This is a genomic window from Pseudobdellovibrionaceae bacterium (assembly GCA_020635075.1).
Classification (GTDB): Bacteria; Bdellovibrionota; Bdellovibrionia; order Bdellovibrionales; family UBA1609; genus JADZEO01.
The window spans coordinates 234,199-256,193 of sequence record JACKAM010000004.1 but is presented as its reverse complement, the minus strand read 5'-3'; the positions used below and the strand labels follow the sequence as shown (position 1 = coordinate 256,193).

General features: G+C 51.7%; 20 protein-coding genes. 15 read left to right on the top strand and 5 right to left on the bottom strand.

Annotated features, from left to right (window positions below; translation table 11 throughout):
* The first annotated feature begins 7 nt into the window (after window positions 1-7).
* Window positions 8-1,354, top strand: coding sequence for a hypothetical protein (locus H6624_18665; protein MCB9086369.1), 1,347 nt, complete (start codon window positions 8-10; stop codon window positions 1,352-1,354).
* Window positions 1,338-2,501, top strand: a complete 1,164-nt coding sequence (locus tag H6624_18660) for a hypothetical protein (GenBank protein MCB9086368.1) — start codon at window positions 1,338-1,340, stop codon at window positions 2,499-2,501. The genes H6624_18665 and H6624_18660 overlap by 17 nt, the downstream gene beginning before the upstream one ends.
* On the opposite strand, the gene H6624_18655 is transcribed toward H6624_18660, so the two are convergent.
* Entirely contained in the window at window positions 2,498-4,000 is a 1,503-nt protein-coding gene (locus H6624_18655; GenBank protein ID MCB9086367.1) for a hypothetical protein, read from the bottom strand. The two genes, H6624_18660 and H6624_18655, sit on opposite strands and share 4 nt — an antisense overlap.
* A 167-nt stretch (window positions 4,001-4,167) precedes the next feature.
* Here H6624_18655 and H6624_18650 point away from each other — a divergent pair, with 167 nt between their 5' ends.
* From H6624_18650 to H6624_18625, 6 genes are all read left to right on the top strand, one after another.
* Window positions 4,168-5,001: a hypothetical protein gene (locus tag H6624_18650; protein ID MCB9086366.1), complete on the top strand. Its 834-nt coding sequence runs from the start codon at window positions 4,168-4,170 to the stop codon at window positions 4,999-5,001.
* 136 nt (window positions 5,002-5,137) lie between these two features.
* Window positions 5,138-6,523: a hypothetical protein gene (locus H6624_18645; protein ID MCB9086365.1), complete on the top strand. Its 1,386-nt coding sequence runs from the start codon at window positions 5,138-5,140 to the stop codon at window positions 6,521-6,523.
* 287 nt (window positions 6,524-6,810) lie between these two features.
* On the top strand, window positions 6,811-7,599 hold the full coding sequence (truA, locus tag H6624_18640) for a tRNA pseudouridine(38-40) synthase TruA (protein ID MCB9086364.1): 789 nt from the start codon (window positions 6,811-6,813) through the stop codon (window positions 7,597-7,599).
* 59 nt (window positions 7,600-7,658) lie between these two features.
* Entirely contained in the window at window positions 7,659-8,087 is a 429-nt protein-coding gene (gene rplM, locus H6624_18635) for a 50S ribosomal protein L13 (GenBank protein ID MCB9086363.1), read from the top strand.
* A 22-nt stretch (window positions 8,088-8,109) separates the two neighbouring features.
* Window positions 8,110-8,505: a 30S ribosomal protein S9 gene (gene rpsI, locus H6624_18630; GenBank protein MCB9086362.1), complete on the top strand. Its 396-nt coding sequence runs from the start codon at window positions 8,110-8,112 to the stop codon at window positions 8,503-8,505.
* Window positions 8,506-8,603: 98 nt separating this feature from the next.
* Entirely contained in the window at window positions 8,604-9,365 is a 762-nt protein-coding gene (locus H6624_18625) for a class I SAM-dependent methyltransferase (protein ID MCB9086361.1), read from the top strand.
* A gap of 1 nt (window position 9,366) precedes the next feature.
* Here H6624_18625 and H6624_18620 read toward each other — a convergent pair whose 3' ends face one another.
* Window positions 9,367-10,371 carry a M23 family metallopeptidase gene (locus tag H6624_18620; GenBank protein ID MCB9086360.1) on the bottom strand — a complete coding sequence of 335 codons (1,005 nt, stop codon included), beginning with the start codon at window positions 10,369-10,371 and terminating at the stop codon, window positions 9,367-9,369.
* Window positions 10,372-10,515: 144 nt separating this feature from the next.
* Window positions 10,516-11,247: a Stp1/IreP family PP2C-type Ser/Thr phosphatase gene (locus H6624_18615; GenBank protein MCB9086359.1), complete on the bottom strand. Its 732-nt coding sequence runs from the start codon at window positions 11,245-11,247 to the stop codon at window positions 10,516-10,518.
* A 228-nt stretch (window positions 11,248-11,475) separates the two neighbouring features.
* Here H6624_18615 and H6624_18610 point away from each other — a divergent pair, with 228 nt between their 5' ends.
* From H6624_18610 to H6624_18595, 4 genes are all read left to right on the top strand, one after another.
* Complete coding sequence (locus tag H6624_18610) at window positions 11,476-12,288, top strand: TonB family protein (GenBank protein MCB9086358.1); 813 nt, start codon at window positions 11,476-11,478, stop codon at window positions 12,286-12,288.
* A gap of 48 nt (window positions 12,289-12,336) precedes the next feature.
* Entirely contained in the window at window positions 12,337-12,921 is a 585-nt protein-coding gene (locus H6624_18605; protein MCB9086357.1) for a hypothetical protein, read from the top strand.
* 198 nt (window positions 12,922-13,119) lie between these two features.
* Window positions 13,120-15,852, top strand: coding sequence for a pyruvate dehydrogenase (locus H6624_18600; GenBank protein ID MCB9086356.1), 2,733 nt, complete (start codon window positions 13,120-13,122; stop codon window positions 15,850-15,852).
* A 2-nt stretch (window positions 15,853-15,854) separates the two neighbouring features.
* A complete protein-coding gene (locus H6624_18595; protein MCB9086355.1) occupies window positions 15,855-16,634 on the top strand; it encodes a hypothetical protein in 780 nt (259 codons plus the stop codon).
* Between the two features lie 28 nt (window positions 16,635-16,662).
* Here H6624_18595 and aroC read toward each other — a convergent pair whose 3' ends face one another.
* The gene (aroC, locus tag H6624_18590) at window positions 16,663-17,640 is read right to left on the bottom strand and encodes a chorismate synthase (protein MCB9086354.1); all 978 of its coding nucleotides are present in this window, start codon (window positions 17,638-17,640) and stop codon (window positions 16,663-16,665) included.
* A gap of 21 nt (window positions 17,641-17,661) precedes the next feature.
* Window positions 17,662-18,462 carry an SDR family oxidoreductase gene (locus tag H6624_18585; protein MCB9086353.1) on the bottom strand — a complete coding sequence of 267 codons (801 nt, stop codon included), beginning with the start codon at window positions 18,460-18,462 and terminating at the stop codon, window positions 17,662-17,664.
* Window positions 18,463-18,488: 26 nt separating this feature from the next.
* Between H6624_18585 and H6624_18580 the strand changes: the two genes are divergently transcribed.
* The 3 genes from H6624_18580 to H6624_18570 all read left to right on the top strand — a co-directional run bounded on the left by H6624_18580 (window position 18,489) and on the right by H6624_18570 (window position 21,992).
* Window positions 18,489-19,190, top strand: coding sequence for an HAD hydrolase-like protein (locus H6624_18580; GenBank protein ID MCB9086352.1), 702 nt, complete (start codon window positions 18,489-18,491; stop codon window positions 19,188-19,190).
* 91 nt (window positions 19,191-19,281) lie between these two features.
* The gene (locus H6624_18575) at window positions 19,282-21,057 is read left to right on the top strand and encodes an ABC transporter substrate-binding protein (protein MCB9086351.1); all 1,776 of its coding nucleotides are present in this window, start codon (window positions 19,282-19,284) and stop codon (window positions 21,055-21,057) included.
* A complete protein-coding gene (locus H6624_18570; GenBank protein ID MCB9086350.1) occupies window positions 21,057-21,992 on the top strand; it encodes an ABC transporter permease in 936 nt (311 codons plus the stop codon). Before H6624_18575 ends, H6624_18570 begins: the two co-directional genes overlap by 1 nt.
* Window positions 21,993-21,995: the final 3 nt, after the last annotated feature.

The window sequence follows — 21,995 nt, the reverse complement described above, 5'->3', positions numbered from 1 at the left end:
GTCCTTAATGGGCTTGCCCGCATGGGCGGCCATTAAGGTCGAATCAGTGACCGGTGCTTCCAATTGGGAAGAAGAAGGTGGAAGTGTTATCGTCTATGGCGGCTTTGCCGGATCGGACACCTCTTGTGTCTCCAACGAGGATGGGACTTGTAACAACTGCACCGTTTCACTGGTCGCCTGCAATGAGCGTCGCGCACTTGTTGGCTCCGATTTGAGCATTACCATCAAGTCAGATTCTGCTGCCAGCATCGGGCCGGTCATTATAACAACATCTGATGGAAACACCCAGATTGGAACAGATGGGGATAGGGTGGGCAAAGACACGGTGGGAACGGTCAAGATGTCCTGGTCCACTCTATGTAGTGCTGCCTTTAGCGGGAAGGCCGGGGCTAGCTGTGCCACCACCACCAATCCCAGCGACATTGCTACTCTCAAAATTGGCGTCGATGAAAACGACGATGGTCAACTGAGCACTTCAGAAGGCGACACTATCCAGGTGAAGGTCCACATGCCGGTGACGGCCGACACCATTGATCACTGTAATGACTCGGGGGCGACCTTTACCGATGGGATCTGCGCCTTCACTGCTTTCCCGGGAGACGAAAAGGTTTATATTGAAGACCTTGATCCGACGACCACATTTCCCAACTCAGGCAACATCCAGTTTTCCCACGCACGATTTTTTTATTCCACCGTCGGATTCACTGGGGGAGTTGATGGGGCCAATCCAGGCTCTCAGTTTGGCCATGTGGACATCGAAATTGAGACTGAAGGTGACGAATACTTTTTGTCTAAGAACAATGTGGACGGCTTGGAGAATGGCACCTACTATTTTTTCCGCATCTCCATGCTCGACCAGGCCAAAAACGTGGCCTTTATCACTTCTGACAATGCCATTTTGTTTGGCTGTGGCAAGGCGGCAAATACCTTGGCTCCGGATGCGACAGACGATGCCAATTGCCAGTTTATAGCCCGTCCAGATGAAGTGGTGGGACTCCTTTCCGAAGACGTGAATTGTTTCATCGCCACCGCGGCCTATGGTTCTTCACTTGATCGGCACCTCAAGACCTTCCGCAAGTTTCGCCACAAGATTCTTCTCACGAGTGACTTCGGCAAGAGGCTTGTTCGTTCCTATTACAAGTTTGGCCCCTATGGTGCCCGCTGGATGAACAACAACTCCTGGGCTAAACCAATTGCGCGCCTCCTTCTTTGGCCGGTGTGGGCTTGGACAGCCCTGTCGCTCAAAGTCGGGGTCTGGCTTTCGACCCTGGTATTTCTTTCGAGTTTCCTCCTGATGATACTCCTTGGACGTCAACTGCTGATGTGGAGACGCACGCATGAAATGGTGCCTTAGGCTTTGCACCAACAATCTCATTTTCGCTTTGGCACTTTTCTCAGCCATTGGAGCCCCGTCTGCGGTTGGTGAAGACAACTCCAATTTGGAAACTGAAAGTGGCTTTTTTCAGGAAGAGGACGAATCCGCCGTCGCGGCCGAAGAGGCTGGAGATGAGGATCTCAAGCAGTCCTCAGAGGAAGAGGAAGAAAAGACTGAAGGATCTGAGGAAGAACCAGCCGTAGCGGGCGAAGAGGGTGAAGCAGAAGCCTCGAATGTAGCAGACGAGGAAGAAGAACCGCCAGTGGATGAGCCGATGGACGTGGAGGATCTGGATGAGCCCATCTATGCCAGCCCTCCGGATGACAAAGCTGATGAACCCACTTCCCGCGTCTACTCGGAACAACGAGTCAGACCGGTTGAGAACCTCCCCCCATCGCGAACACAGGAACCAAAGATAGATCCTAACGTCACGACAGAACAAAAGGTTCCCCATCCGTTTGCGGACAAGGGTCTTATTCGTATTACGCGAGACAAAGTTTATCTCTATCAAACGGAAGTTTCAAAACAGGACCGAGCCTCGTCTGTTCGCTTTGGCTTTTTTGACCCCATCGACCTTGCCAGTCCGGATACTGATGTGGCTTTTTCGGATCTCTACCCTGAATCAGAAATGCCTATGCTGTTTTTTGATTATGAATGGCAGTTATGGAAGGGCTTTGGTCGTCTGGGTTGGAAATTGGGAACAGGTATTTACGCGGCTAGCGGCAATGGAGCATTCAAGAGTGCGGAGAACGCGGCACTGACTCCGAGGGAGAACTTTACCTTTGTAGCCTTCCCCAACACCATCGGCGTGATCTATCGCCTTCAGTACTGGGACACTCAACCGGTGGTCCCATTTGTTGAAGGGGGCGGTGACGTATTTACCTTTGCCGAAATTCGGGATGATGGAAAATCTCCCAAATTCGGTCTTGCCCCCGCTGCCCACGTTGCCGCTGGTGCTGCATTCAACCTTGGATTCTTGGATCGCTCATCATTGATTGAGTTAGACCGAGATTTTGGCATTAATAGCGTTTGGTTGACAGCTGAATTCCGCAAGCTCTTAGGCCTCAGCGACAAGTTTGATTTTTCGGCTGATATCATCAACGCTGGGTTTCTCGTCGAGTTCTAAGAGGCTTCTTTCTTTTGCACCCGAAAGCGGGTCGACGGGCCCTTTCCTGTTTTTTCCACCCAACCCTGTTCCTGAGCTTCTTTAAGCAAGCGATTGGCTGTGCGCTGAGAAACCGACAGGTTTTCACTCAACTGCTTGGCGGAAAACCGACCTTCACCAAAGTGACGAAGCAAATACTCACCCAAGTGCTCCACCTTGTCAGGCTTGGCAATGGAATCCTTAAGTCGACAGCGAAGGCGCACGGCCGTGCCTGATAAAACCCTAAGGCGATAAAACCCCCCGTTTTGTTCAACAGAAAGCCCTAAGCCAGAACCCTCAAACCACTCTCGAGAGCGCTGAATGACTTTGTAGACCTTCTCAGGAGAGCTATGGGGATTAAAGTGTTCACCTGGAAAAAGAGCACCAAACAGTGTTCCCATTTTCTGTGGCGAATATAGGTCAGCAGACAATACAATTACAAGTGAATGAATGAGGTGGCCCGGGCGTAGATGATGAGGCTGACCTTCGCCCTCCCAACTCCCCAAGTCGACCAATACCTTCCATGACTTTCCCTCTTTACCTCCAATCCAATCGTAATGTTCCCTTAAGTGGCTGGAGTCGGGATACTCGCCGAGTAAAATGTCCCGGAAGGTTTTGTAAGGAGATCCAAAGTAGAGACGATTAAGCAGATCTGGACGGACTTGGTGAACAGCCAGGTGACGGTCGCAGTCACGAACCGTTTCCCACAGCCTCATTCGCCGAGCCTTCTGTTGAACTTCAGCTAGGCGTCGAACGGCGTCTGCATGGCCTTGATGTAAACCGACCACAGCCTGCCACTTGAGAGTAAACAGTAGCGAATCGTGATGGGATGCCTGCAGTAACAGGGCACTTTGCTCCAGATCCTTATTGGCCCTTTCCCAGTCCCTTTCCTGAATTGCAATCTGGGAGCGGAGCTCAAGAATGTTGCCCAGAAGCATTTTCTTTTCCTGGCTGCGGGCGGACTCTTCGAGGTGAGCCAACAACCTTTTGGCTTCTTCAGATCCTCGGGTCTGCACCAGAGCCGCAGCGAGATTTACCTCTCCCACCAAACGAGCATAATCGCCCATTTCATGGGTCAAGTACTCGTGCAAGAACTGTCTGGCTCCTTCGCCATCCCAGTTGCGAAAACAAAGAAAGGCCAAATACAAAAGAGCCCGTGGTTCCTGCTTTGGGTCTACTGTGGACAAAAGAGATTTTGCTTCGTCCAAAGAGCCCAGCTCCATGAGAGCACTTGAGTACTCGCAGATCTCCTGGGCCGAGGCCCCTTTTTTGGATTCATCCCCGCGCACGTAGGGAAAGAGAAGCTTCATCCCCCAGCGTTCAAGACGGGTCCTTCGTGACAAATTCACGATTTGACAAAGGTGTTCGCGTGGGATTTCCGTGCGCTTGAGTCCCAAAAGAGAGAGGCGAACCAAGCCTCCGTGGCCGGCCCTGATCTGATCTTCCCAGTCTTGAATTTGCTTGTTCCAGTCTTCTGACATCACGACAAACTTGTCGGTCGGCCCCCTGGAAAAATCAAGACGCACGCCCAGGTGATCTGAGAAAAAGTGTATCAAAGTGAAACAAAAGAGGAATAATCGCGACAATTTTATCGGTTAGATTGGGGTTCTGCTTAGGGTAATATAGATTAATAGAAGAAGGGATCGGTATGCGCTCTCGGGCCTGGACAGTTAGCACTACTATTTTGGCTTCCGCCGTGGCCTTTCTCTATCTTTTTGCCTTCCAAAACTGCGAGTTCGAAAGCACCGGTAACGGTGGTGGCTACACTGGATTTCAAGAGGAATCCGCCTACGGCCCCTTTAATCCCGGTTCAACCGTGTTGCTCCCGAACTATGGCCAGGAGAACCAAGTCGGCGCACCTGCCAACGGCGCTGATCCAAGACCAGTGACTCTGCGAGATTACTACTTGTTCTCCCAGACTAAGAACTGCTTGGGAACAAGCAATGCCCAGGAAAGCGCTGTTGAAGTGGTTTCTTTCCTTCAGGATCGGACTGTTCTAACGGAATACGATTGCGGTTCGCGAACCAACTCTAGTGATATGGTTCAGCCCATCGTCTCATCCTATAACCCTTGGTTTGTCATTCTTGATGGCAAGATCTACCAGCTGCTCAACCAGGCCGTGAGTAGCGATGCCACTCCTTATACCCTTGCTCTCTGCAGGCAAGTCACGGGCTCTGGAGCAAACGGTGTTGACTATGGTTGGGACGTTATCATTCAGCGTCGCGCGGGCAATATAGAGGCTACGGTCATTCGCGGTCGGGCAGACGCAAATTCGAATACAAACTTGCGCAAAATCTGGAGTGCCATCCCAGTGGATGAAGATGACAGCGGAAGCCCCATTCTATATAGAGGTATTGGCTTTTCTCTTGATGTCTTTGCTCCAAACCCTATCAATAACACTGTCACCTCTGGCTCCATGCAAGCCAATCTCGACAGTGAAGTTGTTGATCTCAAATTGACCTGCTGGTTGCAGAATCAATAATCGCGACAAACTTGTCCGTCGCAACTTTCCTTTAAGCAACTTATCCTAAGAATACAGAAGATGGGACAGCTCTTCGGTACGTCAATGTGAGCCCATGATGTTCGGTAGGTAGAGAACGACAATGGGAGTAAAAGTTATGAGAAAACTCTTGGGATTAAGGCTAATAACAGGTCTGGCTGTGGCCATGGGGCTCAGCGCCTGTAAAGTCGTGTTTTCGACAGACGACTCTGGCGGTGGGGGATCGCTCGGCAGTTGTGTCAAGGTGACCTCTGATGGGTCGGGCACCTTTCACATTCCTTATGTGGCAGACGGTGAGTTGGATTTACTGGCGACCGCTCATTTGCAAAACGCAAATGAGCCAGGATTTGCCCCGGTTGGGTTTGCGGGCATCTTCTCTGGTGAAGGCCGGGTGAACAACTTTGAACTGTGCTACAACAATATTTGTCCGGCAATTGCCATTGCTCCGGCCAACTACCAGTTTGCGCGCAAGACGCGTAATCACAGTATCAATTTCGGTCTCTACGAGCTGCGTGCCGGCAAACAGGGTTCGGTTGGACACATCACTCTTCGTGATGACAACTCCATCGGCGGAGGCGTATCCAACCTGGAAGATGAGGGACGCCCCGCTCAGCGCGAGATCTGCGTGCAAAGAATTGAGTTCGTGCAGAACTCCCTTTTCATGAATGATTTGTGGATCGGTGTTCCCGCCAATCCAGGTGGCATCGAAGGTCAACAGCCGTCAAATGGTGGGCAACCGCTGGAGAGAACCGAGTCCTCGCCCGAGTACATTGGTCCTCCGGAAATCATGCCGCCCATTGAGCCTCCTTACATTCGCTTTGGCTCCTTTCACGGTGAAGTTCGCATTGTGACCCGCAATTCTGGCGTGATCACTCTGAAGGACGAGATTCAACCTCCTCCCCCTCCGCCTCCACCTCCTCAGGCTTGCGTGGAAGTGCCTTTACAGGGAGTGGAGAACGGATCCACCAATGAAGCCTTTTACAACTTCCCGTTCCGCTCCTGGGGCCGCATGCTCTATGCAGAATCCGTCTCGGGCAGTGATCCTAACAATGGAGCCCTTCCGATCTACATCAAGTTCGGTTTTTACGAAGCCAAAGGCCAGGCCTACGAGGACTGCTTTTGGAAAGACGGCCATCTCTGCCCTCTCATGCCTGAAGTCATGCCTCGCTACAGTTTTTGGCGGGCACAGAAGGGCGATCACACTGTTCGTCTGAGCTTCCACGATCTGGAGCAAAACGGTCCCACCGTGAACGGCTTTGGCCGCATCCAGGTGAGTCTGGCAAAGGTGCAGAAAAATCTGGCAAATGGATCGACCGACCGTGTTCCTAAAAACATTTGTGTGAGTGGGCTTGAGTTGAGAACAAGTTTATCACCACTCGAACCAAATGCAGATGGACGGTTAAGCGGCGAAGTCGTGGTCCACACTCGCGATCACGGCCGACTGCTCCTCACGGATGATAAAAGTGGCATTGAACCTATCGACAACGTCGTCGGTAGTAATTGAACACCACCTCCTTTTTTACCTCTGAGTAAGCCTAGGGTTGGCTTATGAACGAATGGGTCTAGGGTGCTAGCGTCGGTTCAAGCAGAACCGACGCTTTTTTTTAGGTGCCAGGTTCCAAATACAGAAACGGAAACCGGCACGGAAACGTTTACGGATCACGGACCACGGGTTACGGAAAAAAGACTACGACAACGGCTCTCAAGAAAAACTTTTCCCCTCTGGACCCAGAAGCCCATCAAGGTATACAACCACCACTGGTTACGACCAAAAACTGGGAACAAAAACAGATGAGCCAAAAGCCGACGCAAAAAATTCGCCTCCTTCTCGCCTATGACGGCACCGACTTCGGTGGCTGGCAAAAGCAATTGGAGGGTAAGCCCACCATTCAAGGCTCGCTCGAATCTGTTTTCAGCCGCTTGTTTGATGAGCCCATTCAAGTTGTGGGTTCCGGGCGCACCGATGCCGGTGTTCATGCCATTGGACAAGTCGCTCACCTTAAAACCACAAAGGATGTTTCCCGTTATCAATTGGTCCGCGCCGCCAATGCCCTTCTCCCCCCCGGCATTGTCATCCGTCGGGCCTGGGCTGCTCCCGATGATTTTCATGCCCTGGCCTCGGCCACCCACAAAACCTACCGCTACTGGGTTCACAACAGCCCAGTCCCTTCGGCGCTCCGCGGCCGGTATTTGACCTGGATCCCCCGCCCCCTGGACTTGGATTACCTCCAAGCCTGCCTCACCCCCATTAAGGGTGAGCACGACTTTGCCAGCTTTCAAACTAGCGGGACGGATTCTGGGCCCACGGTGCGCCACCTAAGGGAAGCTTCATGGACACGTAAATCGTCAAATTTACTGTGCTTTTCTGTAACTTCTCAGGGTTTTCTCAAGCAGATGGTGAGAAATCTGGTGGGGACCATGGTGGATCTCCACTTTGCTGGCCGCCCGGCCTCGGATATGGGGGTCATCCTGGCTGCCCAGAACCGCCAGAAAGCCCTTGGGACGGCCCGTCCAGAGGGATTGCATCTTTGCCGGGTCTACTACCCCCGGGACCTTGACAACAGGTGCCGAACCCTTTAAAACCACGTGTCTTACTACATCGCGGAAAAAGAGCGTTTTTTCGAATAATGAGGATTGAAATGAAGACCTGGAATGCGAAAGCTGGTGAGGTAGAGCGAAAATGGTGGGTTGTAGATGCAACTGACCAGACCCTTGGTCGTTTGGCCACTCAAGTTGCGAACCTCCTGCGCGGCAAGCACAAGCCGCAATTCACCCCCCACGTTGACACTGGGGATTTCGTGATTGTTACTAATACTGACAAGCTGAAGATGAGCGGCACCAAGATGCAGGACAAAAAGTATTTCACTATGTCCCGCTATTTTGGCTCTGTTCGTGAGCGCACGGCTCAGCAGTGGATGGATAAAGACTCCACTCACCTGGTTCAAGAAGCTGTTAAAGGCATGCTTCCAAAGAACAAGCTGGCCAACGGTCTGATCACCAAGCTGAAGACATATAAGGATGGTAGCCATCCTCATTCAGCGCAAAATCCTTCAGCCTACACTTTGTAATTAGAATTGGAGTAACGAGAGAATGGCAAACGACAAAGTCTACTACGCAACTGGAAGAAGAAAGACGAGTGCAGCTCGCGTATTCTTGAAGCCTGGCTCTGGCAAGATCACCATCAATGGTAAGCCTGCTGAGCAATACCTGACCACTCCTTCTGGGAAATCTTCCATTTTGGTTCCTTTCAGCACGACTGATACCAAGAACAAGTTTGATGCTTACGTCACTGTTCGCGGTGGTGGAACAACTGGTCAGGCTGAAGCCATTCGCCACGGTTTGTCCCGGGCCCTGATGGTCGCCGACGAATCTCTGCGTGGACCTTTGAAGAAAGCTGGTCTGCTGACTCGTGACTCTCGTAAGGTTGAGCGTAAGAAGTACGGTCTCCACGGCGCTCGTCGTCGCCCTCAGTTCTCCAAGCGTTAATATCGACTTGGAAACGAGAAGAAAAAAAGCACGTCCTAGACGTGCTTTTTTTTTGCCCTGGCCTGGCCAAGTGCGGCCAATGACCTTAGCATGAACACATGACCCAACTGGAGCCTGGCCCAAACTCACAAAAAGCTCACTACGAAAAGATCCACAAGGCCTATGCTGAGCACTATTACGATGAGTTTTCGGACCGCTATCGGGACCGGTTCTTTTTTCGCTACTTGTTTCAGGGCCTGGATCTCAACGGCAAACAGGTGGGCGATCTCTGTTGCGGGGACGGCATCAACTCACTGGCGGTGAAAAGGCGCTTTCCTAAGGCTGAACTTACGGGCTTTGATATCTCCCCCACGGCTGTCGCCACTTACCGGGTCTCCCTCAATACCCAGGCCTTTGAAATAGATCTCACTCGGCCTGTTGGACCTGAGTGGGTCGGCCGGTTTGACTACCTGATTTGTATAGGGGGGCTCCACCATTGCGTGGCCAACCTTCCCCAGACCGTGGCCAATATTGAAAACATGCTTAAGCCTGGCGGAAAGCTACTGACCGTTGAGCCCTACTCGGGGACGATTCTCAATTCAATTCGCAACTACTGGTACAAGCGAGATCCTTACTTTGACGAATCCAACGAAAGGGCTATTGCCCCCGTTGAATTGACCACTGAAAAGATGAGGGTCGAGAAGCTCGCCTTTGGCGGCGGTCCCGCCTATTACCTGATTTTTAATTCTCTGATTTTCCGTCTGTCGAAACCCATCAAGAAGGCTCTGTTTTACCCACTCATGATACTCGAAGGCCTGATCCAATTGATCATGCCCCAGTTCATTGCCGCCGTTTTTCTTGCTCGATTTATCAGGCGATAGACTATTCGTTGAGGATGTAGTTGATCGGGTCGACCGGAACACCGTGAACCCGCACTTCGTAGTGACAGTGAGGACCCGAAGATCGCCCTGTGCTTCCAATCGCGGAAATCACATCACGCCTCTTCACCTTTTGCCCGGACTCCACAAAAATCTGTGAGTTGTGAGCAAAGCGGGTGACGACCCCGTAACCGTGGTCAATGGAGACAAGTTTTCCATATCCTGCTTCATAACCAACAAAGGAAATCACTCCGTCAGCCGGGGCGACAACCGGAGTGCCCGGAGGGGCGGCAATATCAAGTCCCGCGTGCATCACAGGCTTTCCAGTAAAGGGGTCAATTCGATAGCCAAAGCGGGAAGTGAACCAGCCGGCTGCTGGCTTAATACTTGGCGTGGCATTTAACAAACTCTGTCTTTCAGACAGGGAGTCCCACAACTGGAGAACCCCCAGTTCACGTAGCTGAGTTTCTTTAACCGCACGGTCGATTCGGATCGAGAGGGTGGCATAGTCTTTTTGATTGATGGCACTCAACTCACCCCGCATTTCATCCAAGGGTGGTTTTTCCAAAAACATCGAGTCTTTGACTAAGAATTCTGAGGCCGGGCCACGCTCACCCATTTCCTCATCGTACTCGTTGACCTTTTGGCCGAGCTTAGGCTCCGTGCCAACGGCCAATTTGACCGCCCGATCTTCGTCTTCAATATTGGTGATCAAACGCAGTTTAGTGGAGTAACTCTTAACCCGCTCAAGACTGTTTTCGAGAGAATGGAGCTTACTTTCCACAATCTGAAACTGGCGTTTCAGTTGGGCATTTTCAGCTTTTAGGATTTTGTTTTCGCCGGCCTCAAGCAAGAGTCCAACATAATCGACCGTGGCAGCACCAAAAGTCACAAGCAGCACCCCACCCAGAAAAGTGAGGGCCTTCAACCAGGCAGCTGAAACTGTCAGAGTGCGAGTTCGACCGCGCCGATTGCTCGTCACCAAAATCGTAAAGGACTTCTTCTCCATGCCTCGACCTTCAGAGGGAAATGTGCAGAATCATTCTGCCTTTCACTCATCACCCTGTCACTCTGTGTCCCGATCGAAATTGACTCTAAGGGGGGTAGCAGGTTGCGTCAATGCCAAAGTTGAAGAATTGCCGGGCCCACCTAGTTATTGTCGCACACGTACAAGCACAACGGAAACATTGTCGTCACCGCCCGCGGCTTTAGCCTTGTCGATGCACCGCAATACAACCTCTTGGGGCTCTGAGGTCTTGAAGATTTCCGCCACTTTTTGGTCGGCAACCAGGCTTGATAGACCATCCGAACAGAGCAGGTACTGCTCCCCTGGTTGAAAGTCCCGGACCAAAACGTCGACGATTACGTCTCTCTCATAACCCACACTACGGGTGATAACATTGCGGCCAATAACATGAGGAGCATCTTCCTCGCTGATCACCCCGGCCTTCACCTGTTCATTAATAAGTGAGTGGTCTTCCGTGAGCTGCCAAAGGTAGGGGTCCCGATAAAGATAAGCCCGGGAGTCCCCAACATTACCAATATAGAGCTTGTTGCCATGACCAAAGATGAGAACCATGGTCGTTCCCATGCCCATCAGCTCAGGGTTCTCCAGGGTGCTCTTGGCATGAATTCGGGTACTAGACTCGCGATAGGCCTCAAGAATGGCATCTTTTGGGTTTAGCCTTCCCTTAGATTGAAGCTTGGTGCGAATGACTTCTTGGACTGTCTCAACGGCCAAGGCCGAAGCCACTTCACCGCCTTTATGGCCGCCCATGCCGTCAGCCACGATAAAGAGATTCAGTTCCGGGTCGACCAAGATGGTGTCTTGGTTAATGTCCCGTTTTAGACCCACATCCGTCTTGGCCCAAACGTCAAATTTCATGACAGTAGTTTACGTTAGCTACACCTTTCGACCAAGAGATTTCCCCAGGTCGAGTTCCCCCCGGACGATCGACCTAAAACTTTAGGATTTTCTGGATTAACGCCTAAATTTTTCACCACCCCCTTCCGATAGGCTAAATAAGAGGTCTTCATGCTCCGGAAACTCACAAATTCGATTGCCATCTTCCTCTTATGTTCATTGTTTTTACACTTGGGGATTTGGGGGGGAATGCAGATTTTCAGGTCGCAGCCGACGGCCTTGCCCGCCCCTGCGGTTGAAGTGGTCATTATGGAGACTGAGAAGAAGCCTCAGCCCAGCCAGCCTGAAGATAAGATTTCGCAACAAATCGTGGAGCAGGATAAAAATCGCCTCAACGACGAGATGCCCGACAAAGCTCGCTTCCTCAGCCGCCACAATCAGCGGGTGGAAAAGGAGACCCGGGCCGCCAAGTCCGGAAAATTTGAAAATACAGCCAAAGCCGGAGCCCCCAAGCCCGGAAGTCGAGATGGGGACAAGCAGGAGAAGCCCAAAAAGAATCTGAAGGCCCTTACCAATGGGCAACTGCCAACATTGGCTGCTCTCCGACCCAATTTTAGCCCCACACCTCCGGGCCCCACAAAGCCCAATCAGCAGCCTCCGGGAACACCCAGCCAAACAGATGACTATTTGAAGGACACTCAGATTGGGGTTCAAACCCTATTAAGCACCCGCGAATTTGTGTATTACTCCTACTACGCACGGATCAAAGAGAAGATCCGCCAGCATTGGGAACCCACCGTCAAGGCCAACGTGCAAAGAGTGGTTCGCCAGGGCCGCACCATTGCTTCGGCCCGCGACCGACGGACTCGAGTCCTGATCACCCTGGACAAAAATGGGACCTTGCTCCAGGTTCAAGTGATCGGCGAGAGTGGTATCATGGAGCTAGACAACGCTGCCATAGACGCTTTCCGGGCAGCGGCTCCTTTCCCCAACCCTCCACAGGGAATGGTGGAACAGGATGGTCACATCCGCATCAGGTGGGATTTTATCCTTGAAGCCTAAGGCCTAGGAATCTCGCCGGTGCCAACCGACGAGTGAATGAGGCTGACCTTGAAAGTTGCTCTTTTAGCAGGAGATAAAAACGGCGCCGACCAGGGATCAACGCGGGCACTGGAGGATTTGGGTGGCCAACGCCTGATTGATGTCCAAATTGCGGGTCTCCAAAAATTGGGCCTGGAAGTCATGGCGATTCTCAATTATGGGGACTGTGAAGACATTCTCCGTAGTAGCAAGCTTCTGAGCGAATGCGAATTGATCTTTGATCCCAATGAAGATTCTGGCTTTTTCTCTCAGCTCTCGGCTGCCTGTTATGGCAGCGAAGAGAGGTTTTTTGCCCTCCCTTTGCATACGCCTGTTCCGGCCAAGCCCACTTGGCTGAGGATGGAACACCATTTCTATAAGAAGGCCCACGAATCCTCCTGTGCTCTGTTTCAACCCTTTTGCCCCCAAAGGGGGGAATTGATTGCAGGCTTTCCATTGTTGATTACCCGCAAGGGCCTGAAGCTTTTTCGCGATGAGCGAAACTTCACCTCGTTAACTGATGAGAGAATCACCGTCTCCCGTGTCCCCATTCTTTCCCAAGACATCATTGCCTTATTTCCCGCCCCACATTCTCCACTCAGAGATCTTGCCTAAACAGGCACTTTTCCTATAGATATCAAGACTTTTGGAGATACCCCCAGGGGGGGTGAAGTGCCGATAAGACCATGGGTCCCGGTGAATGGTTTCTCCACTTTGATTGTGCATGAATACAAAGGGATGGATATGAGCAAAAAACCAAGTCTGGAACTACTTGATTCAATCGCCCGTCGGGCCCACTACCTGGCCAACCAGATGATCTATATCGCTAATCATCGCAGTGACAAAGCCAAAGGCGATCCCAAAGTGGGTGGCCATCCCGCCGCCTGCTCAAGTGCCCTCCACATCTTAGGCGCTCTCCATTTGGTGGTGAAATCCGGCTATGACCACATCGCCAACAAACCCCACGCCTCACCGACAGATCATGCCTATAGCTATCTTCTTGATCTGCACCTACACAAGGACTTGAGCAAGCTGACTCTTGAAGAAAGCAACAAAGCCATGCATGGCCTTCGCGCCTTTCCCCAGGCGGGCGAAGATGTGTTTCAGTCCTATCACTCGACCTATGACCCAGATCACCACAACTTTTTCCCCAGTGGCACAGTGGGAATCCCACCCGTGAAGGCTGGCTACCTGGCCCTCGCCTATCGCTATGCGCGAGAACATGGCTACAATGTTCCAGATGCCCATTTTTGGTCAGTGGTGGGGGACGCTGAATTTCGTGAAGGTTCATTGTTTGAAGCCATCCCTGATTTTGCAGAACGGGAGTTAGGCCAACTCACTTGGATCATCGATTACAATCGCCAGAGCCTAGACGGCCATCGCATCACCAATAAGGAAATCATGGGCGGTACGGACGATGACCGCATCCAGCGAACGGCAGAGGCCAATGGCTGGGAAGTGATTCAGGTTCGTCACGGACGGAAGCGCCAGGAGATCTTCGCCAAAAAAGGTGGCGATGCTCTGAAGCAGTGGCTGGAGGAGGATCTTTCAGACTACGGCCTTCAAGTGTTGTTGCAGCTTCCAGATGGCGCTGCTTTGAGGACCGAACTGGAAAAGAACCACCCTAAAATCAGTGGGTTTATTGGGTCCCTTTCTGACCGGGAGGTCTTTGACGCCATTCGCGACCTTGGCGGCCATGATTTTGCGGTTTTGGTTGAGGCCTTGGAAAAGAGCAAAGAAAATCCCCGCCGCCCGTGCATGATCATCGCGCACACACTTAAGGGCTGGGGGCTAAAGATGGCCGCCACTCCAGGTAACCATTCCGCCTTACCGGACGCGGATGAAGTAGAAGAGCTTAAACAAAAGGTTGGGATCACAAATCCTGATCCATTTGTTCGCTTCGCTGAAAACAGCGACGAAGGCCGTTACCTGCGCGAAAGAGGATCTTCTCTTTATCAGGATATCAAGGGCCAACATGAGCTTAAAGAGTTGAACAAAAGGATGTTCCTCGATCAACTAGAACGCAATGGGGGTGTACCCACAAGTCTTGGTATCAGCCTGAAACTGGCCAGCTATCCACACACTCAGTGGATGTTGGGTCAGCTGACGGCAAAACTCACAAGGATTGCCAACACCCCTCTTGATCCTGCTCAACTCAAGGCCAAGCAAAAGGCTCTGACCCCCCAGGAGATTGCCTTCAAACAGGCTGGAGAGATGATGGTGGCCATGGCTCCTGACGTGGGCACCAGCACTAATCTGAATCCGGCTATGGATGGGCACATTTTCGGCGCCTATGTGGAAGACGACTATGAAGCTGCTGTTGGCGTTAAAGATAGCAAAACTCCTGATCTGATTCCTGGTGAACAGTCGGATGACCGCTACCTGCGCTTCGAAATTGCTGAAGGCAATGTGATGTCCTGCATGGGTGCCTATGGCCGGATGCGCGACACTCTTGGGATTCCCCTGATGCCCCTGATGACTGTCTACGACTTTTTTATTAAGCGGGCCCTCGATCAGTATTTTTATGATCTCTATTGGCAGTCCAGTTTCATTCTTTGTGGAACTCCTTCTGGGATCACACTCTCACCTGAAGGTGCTCAACATGGTTGGAAGTCGGATCTCCAGGTTCCTAATCAGATCACCTGGGAACCTTACTTCTGTCAGGAGTTAGATTGGATTTTGTGTGAATCCATGCACCGCCACCTCACCTATGATAACCAAGGTCGCTCTGGCGTGATTATTCGTGGCGTGACCCGCGGGATTGAACAAAAGGACTTCCTAAAATACCTGAGCCGCCAACGACGCTTTAAAACCGGCCTGGATGAGGGCACATCGCTGAGCCCTGCCGACATTGAGATCCCGGGCTGCATTTCGGTCAATGACGTGGCGACAATCGATGAGGACTCCATGATGGAAACTGTCCGCCAGGACGTCTTAGCTGGGGCCTACTACTTGATTGATTATCGCGGCTATGCTGGTTACGAGCCTGGTGACAATGTGGTCAATCTCTTTGCCATGGGTGCTATGACCAAAGAAGCCATTGAAGCATCCGAGATCCTGCTTAAAAAAGGAGTTTACGCCAACGTCGTTGTCGTCACCAGCCCAGATTTGTTGGTCGGCAACCTTGGACATGAAACTGATTATTCACACTTGAGAATCACCCTCGGTGTGAATGGCAACTTGCACTTGGTTCCCTACCTGAACGGTTCCACTGAGAGAGCCGAGATGGCCACCCTGGCCGGCCGAAGAATTCCAGTTGTTAGTGTCCACGATGGTGAACCGGGGTTGTTAGACAATCTGGGCTCCATCATCGGGGTGAGGCATGAGTCTCTGGCTGTGCGCAAGCATTCTCGCTGTGGCCGCCCCGTAGACGTTTATGCATATCATGGCATTGATGAGGTGGCGATTGTGGAAGCTTGTGGTAAGGTTCTGTCCGAGACAGCTTTGGAGCAGGTGGAAGTTAGCCGACGCGTTCTCCATGAAACAGCTGTTTCCGAATCAACCATTGGAAACTGGCGTGAACTATGGCCAGGGAAAGATAGCTAAGCGTGGAGCTTCCCCATTCTGGAGTCTTTAAGGCCGCCGAAAATCGGCGCTACCAAGAAGTGATTGTCTTTGTCCATCACTTTGGAGGCTCCCCACAGACCCTGGGAAGACACATCAGTTTTGTCAATGAGTTGGGCTTTGATGCCGTCGCCTTTCAACTTCGCCTGGCCTCACCCTGGCAGATCCTGCGCTTGCCAATGACAAGAGATTACAAATTTGGCGTAGCCAAGGTATGGGAGGAGCAGATCACCGACATTTTGAATGCAGTTGATCGCCCAAAAATTCTTATGAGTTTTTCCAGCCCATCGGGCGCCACCCTCAATGCTGCCTCTGAAAGACCTAAAGGCGAAATCAAGGGCTGTGTCTGTGAAGGTGGTCCGTTCACCCAGGTTCGGCGCGGCTATTGGAATTACTTTACTCACGAGTTTAAAATCAAAAACCCGGTTCTTCGCGGCGCCATGGCCTTTCTCGTCTATGAACTTTTAGGCGGCTCCAGTTTTCTACCCGATTCCAAACCGCGCCTGAGGAATCTGCCTCAGGACTTTCCAATTCTAAGTGTCCGCGCCTGGAACGACCAAATGGTCTCTACCCGAGCGCTGGAAGAATATTTGGAGGGCTTGGATCACCTGGCCGTCGAGGTGTTGAGCATTCCGGAAATCGGTCATCTTCAGGGCCTGAGCCGCGCACCTAACGAATACAAACCCCGGGTGGAAAAGTTTTTGGCCTCTATTTCCACTCCCGTGGCCACCGAAGCATCGCCTTCTCCAACTGCCCACTCCTGATTTGGTTGAACACTTAAAATCGGCCTCTTTAGATTTTGTCTGTTAATCGCCACAGGTAATGGTCGGCCAAAACCAGGTTCACCATGGCTTCTAGGACAGGCAAGGCTCTGGGAATGATGCAAGGGTCGTGTCGACCTGCCTTGGCCTGATCAAGGACTGTTGCCGTCGGCTTGAAGCTAACAGTTATCTGAATCTCTTCACCTGTGCTGATCCCGCCTCTGATGCCGCCGTACTGATCTTGTTCGGGACGAGAGTGAAATTCACTTCCTTCGGCATCAGCTGCTACAACGCCAGCGCCGATTTCAATGCCGTTGACCGCGCCAATCCCCATAATCGCTGAAGCCAGATCCGCCTTGAGCTTATGAAAAACCGGCTGGCCTAGCGAAGCTGGGGGCTGAGTGATGGTCAGCAAAACTCTGCCGCCATAACTTCTCCCCTCGGCTCGGGCCTTCTGCAAAAGATCAATCACTTCAGGGGTCATCACCTCTGAGCCCTGAAGATGAACGGGTCCAATCTGCAGAGCCTTTGCTGTCACGCGAGTTTCTGGGGTAACAGCTCTCAGGTACATCTGGGCCACAGAACCGGCCATCACCCGCGAAAGGGTTTCGCGCCCCGAAGCCCGACCGCCGCCACGATGATCGACGTGGGTAAACTTCTCGCGCCACACATCATCGGCATGACCCGGGCGTGGCTGGTGGGCGATTTGATCATAGTCCTGTGATCGTTGGTCTTTGTTATAAACCAGCAAAGCAATTGGAGTCCCCAGAGTCTTATCGGCAAAGATACCACTGAGTATCTGGGGCATATCCTCCTCAGATCGGACGGACACCACCCGCTGCGGATCTCCGTGCTGGCCGGGTCTGCGCCTCTGCAGGTTATGCAGCAACAGCTCTCGGTCAAATGGAACGCCTGCGGGACAGCCATCGATGACCACACCCATGGCCTCACCGTGGCTTTCACCAAAGCTTGTCACCACAAATCGTGATCCCCAGCTATTTGCAGGCATTCTTTACTCCTACAAGACCCGTCATTGTTCGGCCGACTTCACAGCCGTCTTGTGCAAACTCTTAACCATACACCGCACCCATGACCTCGGTGTCAACCGGAGAGAGAAAATCAGACTGCGATTGCCAAATCCAGGAACAACAATAGCCTTATTGCGCAAGAATCCATTCACCCCGGCGCGAGCCACTGGCTTTGAATCCAGGACAATAGGAAGCTTGAACATGGCGCCGTCCTCTATTCCGGCCTCCGCCATAAACTGAGTTCGGGTCGGACCGGGACACAAAGCCGACACGTGAATGCCCTTGGGCTTCATCTCCTCATGCAAGCCTTCACTGAAAGACAAAACAAAGGCTTTGGTGGCGTAGTAGAGGCTCATTTCCGGGCCGGGTTGAAAGGCTGCGGTTGAGGCCACGTTGAGAATTCCCGCACCCTTTTCAAACTCTTCCATGCCCTGAAGGTACAGGTGGCAAAGGTCGACGAGTGTGGCAATATTGAGTTGAACCATTTGTTTCACTCGGCCCGCGCTCATCTTTGCAAACGGCGCCATTTCACCAAATCCCGCATTATTGACCAAGACCTGAACTTTGAAGCCTTTGTCCTGTGTCGCTTTGTAAAGAGCCTCGGCTCCCCGGGGGACCCCTAGGTCACAGGGAATGACTTCGGCTTCAATTTTGTATTTTTCTTTCAGTGTCCCGGCCAATGCCTTCAGCTTATCCTCCGAGCGGGCGACAAGTATGAGATTATGCCCCTTCTCGGCGAACATTTCGGCCATATCCAAACCAATTCCGCCCGAGGCGCCAGTCACAAGAGTCCAACCTTTCATTTTCGACCTCCTTTTGAATCTGTTTTATGGCACTCCAGGTTTTGGTTTACAAATTGTCCCATCTTTCTTATCTATTTTTCATGACTCCATTGTTAATGTTTGATTTCGACGGCACTCTTATCGACACAGGCCCCGATATTGTGGCTGCTGTGAATGAATTTCTTGCAATCAAAAAGGCACCGGCGCTGCCTGAAGAAACCATCATCAACTACATCGGGCGGGGCCTCGCCGAGTTGGTCCAGGCCATTGCTCCGGAGACCGCTGCGGATTTGCTACAACTCAAAACCATTGAGCGGGAATTCCTGGACGTCTACGATCGCCACGTGCTGAACAACCCCCGCCCACTCAGGGACGCGGTGGAATTTTTGCGAGACTGCCCCTACCAGATTGCCGTGGTTTCCAATAAGCGAGAGCGGTTTATCCCAAAAATCCTTGATCATCTGGGCCTGATGGACCTGCCCTGGGTGGCTCTCATTGGCGGAGATTCACTCCAGCACAAAAAGCCCCACCCTATGCCTCTGTTGACGGCCATGGCCAAGGCTGGAGTTTCATCTGAAAATGCTTACATGGTGGGAGACGGATTCCCTGATGTTGGGGGCGCAAAGGCCTGCCAAATCCCCTGTGTGGCGGTGGATTTTGGCTATGGCCCAATCGAAGAACTTATGCAGGCGGGCGCCACGTATCGCATTCGATACTTTTCAGAACTCCATCAGATTTTAGCTAAATAACATTCTGCACAACCCACTCCGTAGGCGCACTGATCGTTGACTTTGATCACCCATAACGCTACACAACACGGACCTTTGGAAGGAGGAGGAAATGGCAAGTTTCAAGCCCCTAGCATGGATGACGACCGCCTTGGTTTTAGTCCTTGGATTGACCACAACATCGTGTACGAAAAAATCATCAGAAGGCGAGAACACAATCAATGCTGTTCTGCGCGCCAACCTCAAAGGGTTGGATCCGGTTTACGCCAGCGACACTTACTCCAACAGTGTTGTTTCTCAAATTTATGAAACTCTGGTTCACTACCACTACCTGAAGCGCCCTCTTGAGTTGGCCCCCCTGTTAGCTGAGAGCCTACCGGAAGTTACCAAAGACGGCCTCACTCACACGTTTAAAATCCGTAAAGGGGTTAAGTTCCATGACGACCCCGCCTTCCCAGAAGGAAAGGGCCGCGACATCACAGCCCAGGATTTCATTTACTCCTGGAAGCGTCTGATGGACCCTGCTGCGGCCTCAGATGGCGCATGGATTTTCGAAGGGCGTATCGTCGGTTTGGATAAATGGCGCGAGAAACTTTCCAAGGGCGAAGGTAAATTTGAAGACGAGATTGAAGGCATTACGGCCACCAATGATCACACATTGGTGATTAAGCTCACAAAGCCTTACTATCAACTGCATTATGTGCTGGCAATGGGCTACGCCTCTGTCGTTCCCAAAGAAGCTGTTGATAAATATGGAAAAGAGTTCCTCAACCACCCTGTTGGTACAGGCCCTTTTAAATTTGAAAGCTGGGTGCGAAACAGCAAAGTTGTTTTGGTTAAGAACCCCAACTGGTCAGGCCACACCTATCCGACTGAGGGCGAAGCTTCCGACGAGGCCAACGGTCTTCTCGCCGATGCTGGCAAAAAGTTGCCATTCGTCGACAAGCTGGTTTTCCACGAGATCATTGAGGATCAACCGGCCTGGTTGAAGTTCCAAAAGGGTCAGCTGGATATCCTGGGCATCCCCAAGGACAACTTCGACAGTGCAGTTGTAAACAACAATCTGTCTGAGGACATGAAGAAAAAGGGCATGCAGCTGGAAGTAACTGTCGAGCCCGACGTGACCTACACGGCCTTCAACATGCTGGACCCACTAATCGGTAAAAACGAGAATTTGCGTAAAGCCATTTCCATGGCCATTGACACTCCCACCTCCATTGAGAAGTTCTACAATGGCCGGGCCGTCACTGCTCATAGCCCAATTCCCCCTGGAGTTGATGCCTACGATCCCAAATTTGAAAATCCCTACAAAAAATTTGATGTTGAAAAAGCCAAAGAGCTCTTAGCCAAGGCCGGGTTTCCCGACGGCAAAAACCTTCCTGCTCTGACTTTCTCAACCACCAACTCTTCGACTGCCGCGCAAATGGCTGAGTTTTTCAAACTCAATATGCAACAGATTGGTGTCGAGGTTAAGATTGAGCAGTCTTCCTGGCCTCAGTTCACCGAAAAGATTCGCGACAAGAAGGCCCAGATCTGGGGAATTGCATGGTTGGCCGACTATCCAGATGCGGAAAACTTCCTGCAGCTGCTGTACGGCAAGAACTCCAGCCCAGGACCCAACGGTTCCAACTTTAAGAACAAAGAGTTCGACGACCTGTATGAAAAGGCGGCTCTGATGCCCCCAGGTGCGGACCGCACAAAGGTTTATCAGCGCATGCGCGATATCGTGGTTGAGCAGTCTCCGTGGGTTCCCGGCGTTCACCGCTTGGGCTACCGCCTCTATCACGGCTGGTTGAAGAACTATAAGTCTCACTCGATTGTGAACGACACATTTAAATACCTGCGCGTTGACACCAAGGCACAGGGAGATTTGAAGGCGAAACTCTAATGCTGAAGTATGTAATCCGGCGAGCCCTGTATATGATCCCGATTATGTTCGGGATCACCATTGTCACCTTCCTGCTGTTTAACGTGGCAGGTGGAGACCCTGCAGCTCAGGCCGCCGGAAAACATGCCTCTCCTGAGCAAATCGCCCAGATTCAAAAGGAGCTGGGGCTTGATCGCCCTCTCCACATGCAGTACCTGTTTTTTGTTAAGCAGATCGTGACTTTTGATTACGGCCGTAGCTGGTCGACCAAGCAGTTGATTTCGACCATGATTGCCGATGGTGTTGGCGTCAGTTTAAGCCTGACCATTCCTGCCTTCTTGCTAACATTGTTTATTACCATATCACTAGCATTGCTGACCGCCCATTTGCGTGGCACCTTATTCGATAAGTCTGTGATGGTTATTTGTTTGGCCCTGATGAGCCTGAGCTCTCTGGTCTACATTCTCTATGGGCAGTATTACCTGGCTTATAAGTTAGATCTTTTTCCCATTGCCGGCTGGGACCCAAGTTGGGTTGGCCGCTGGGAGTACTTGATATTGCCGACAATCATATTTGTTTCCCTCTCCTTGGGCGGCAACATTCTCTTTTATCGCACAGCCTTTCTTGATGAGATCTATCAGGACTATGTGCGCACGGCCCGCTCAAAAGGTTTGGACACCAAAACCATTTTGTTCAAACACGTATTACGTAACGCGATGGTGACCATTATCACCCTGGTCGTCATGCAGATGCCCTACCTGATTACGGGCTCTCTTTTGATTGAATCTTTCTTTGGCATTCCCGGCTTAGGAGGCTTGGTCTTTCAGGGTATTCAGAACTCCGACTTTCCTGTAATTAAAGCCATGACCTTTATGGGTGCTATTTTGTACATGTTCTTTCAACTTCTCTCCGATGTCCTCTATGCGGTCGTCGATCCTAAGATTCAGTTGAGGTAGGTG

Coding starts and splice junctions, on each gene's coding strand:
- H6624_18665 (MCB9086369.1), top strand. CDS start 8: ATGGGCTTGCCCGCATGGGCGGCCATTAAGGTCGAATCAGTGACCGGT.
- H6624_18660 (MCB9086368.1), top strand. CDS start 1,338: ATGAAATGGTGCCTTAGGCTTTGCACCAACAATCTCATTTTCGCTTTG.
- H6624_18655 (MCB9086367.1), bottom strand. CDS start 4,000: ATGTCAGAAGACTGGAACAAGCAAATTCAAGACTGGGAAGATCAGATC.
- H6624_18650 (MCB9086366.1), top strand. CDS start 4,168: ATGCGCTCTCGGGCCTGGACAGTTAGCACTACTATTTTGGCTTCCGCC.
- H6624_18645 (MCB9086365.1), top strand. CDS start 5,138: ATGAGAAAACTCTTGGGATTAAGGCTAATAACAGGTCTGGCTGTGGCC.
- truA (MCB9086364.1), top strand. CDS start 6,811: ATGAGCCAAAAGCCGACGCAAAAAATTCGCCTCCTTCTCGCCTATGAC.
- rplM (MCB9086363.1), top strand. CDS start 7,659: ATGAAGACCTGGAATGCGAAAGCTGGTGAGGTAGAGCGAAAATGGTGG.
- rpsI (MCB9086362.1), top strand. CDS start 8,110: ATGGCAAACGACAAAGTCTACTACGCAACTGGAAGAAGAAAGACGAGT.
- H6624_18625 (MCB9086361.1), top strand. CDS start 8,604: ATGACCCAACTGGAGCCTGGCCCAAACTCACAAAAAGCTCACTACGAA.
- H6624_18620 (MCB9086360.1), bottom strand. CDS start 10,371: ATGGAGAAGAAGTCCTTTACGATTTTGGTGACGAGCAATCGGCGCGGT.
- H6624_18615 (MCB9086359.1), bottom strand. CDS start 11,247: ATGAAATTTGACGTTTGGGCCAAGACGGATGTGGGTCTAAAACGGGAC.
- H6624_18610 (MCB9086358.1), top strand. CDS start 11,476: ATGCAGATTTTCAGGTCGCAGCCGACGGCCTTGCCCGCCCCTGCGGTT.
- H6624_18600 (MCB9086356.1), top strand. CDS start 13,120: ATGATCTATATCGCTAATCATCGCAGTGACAAAGCCAAAGGCGATCCC.
- aroC (MCB9086354.1), bottom strand. CDS start 17,640: ATGCCTGCAAATAGCTGGGGATCACGATTTGTGGTGACAAGCTTTGGT.
- H6624_18585 (MCB9086353.1), bottom strand. CDS start 18,462: ATGAAAGGTTGGACTCTTGTGACTGGCGCCTCGGGCGGAATTGGTTTG.
- H6624_18580 (MCB9086352.1), top strand. CDS start 18,489: ATGGCACTCCAGGTTTTGGTTTACAAATTGTCCCATCTTTCTTATCTA.
- H6624_18575 (MCB9086351.1), top strand. CDS start 19,282: ATGGCAAGTTTCAAGCCCCTAGCATGGATGACGACCGCCTTGGTTTTA.
- H6624_18570 (MCB9086350.1), top strand. CDS start 21,057: ATGCTGAAGTATGTAATCCGGCGAGCCCTGTATATGATCCCGATTATG.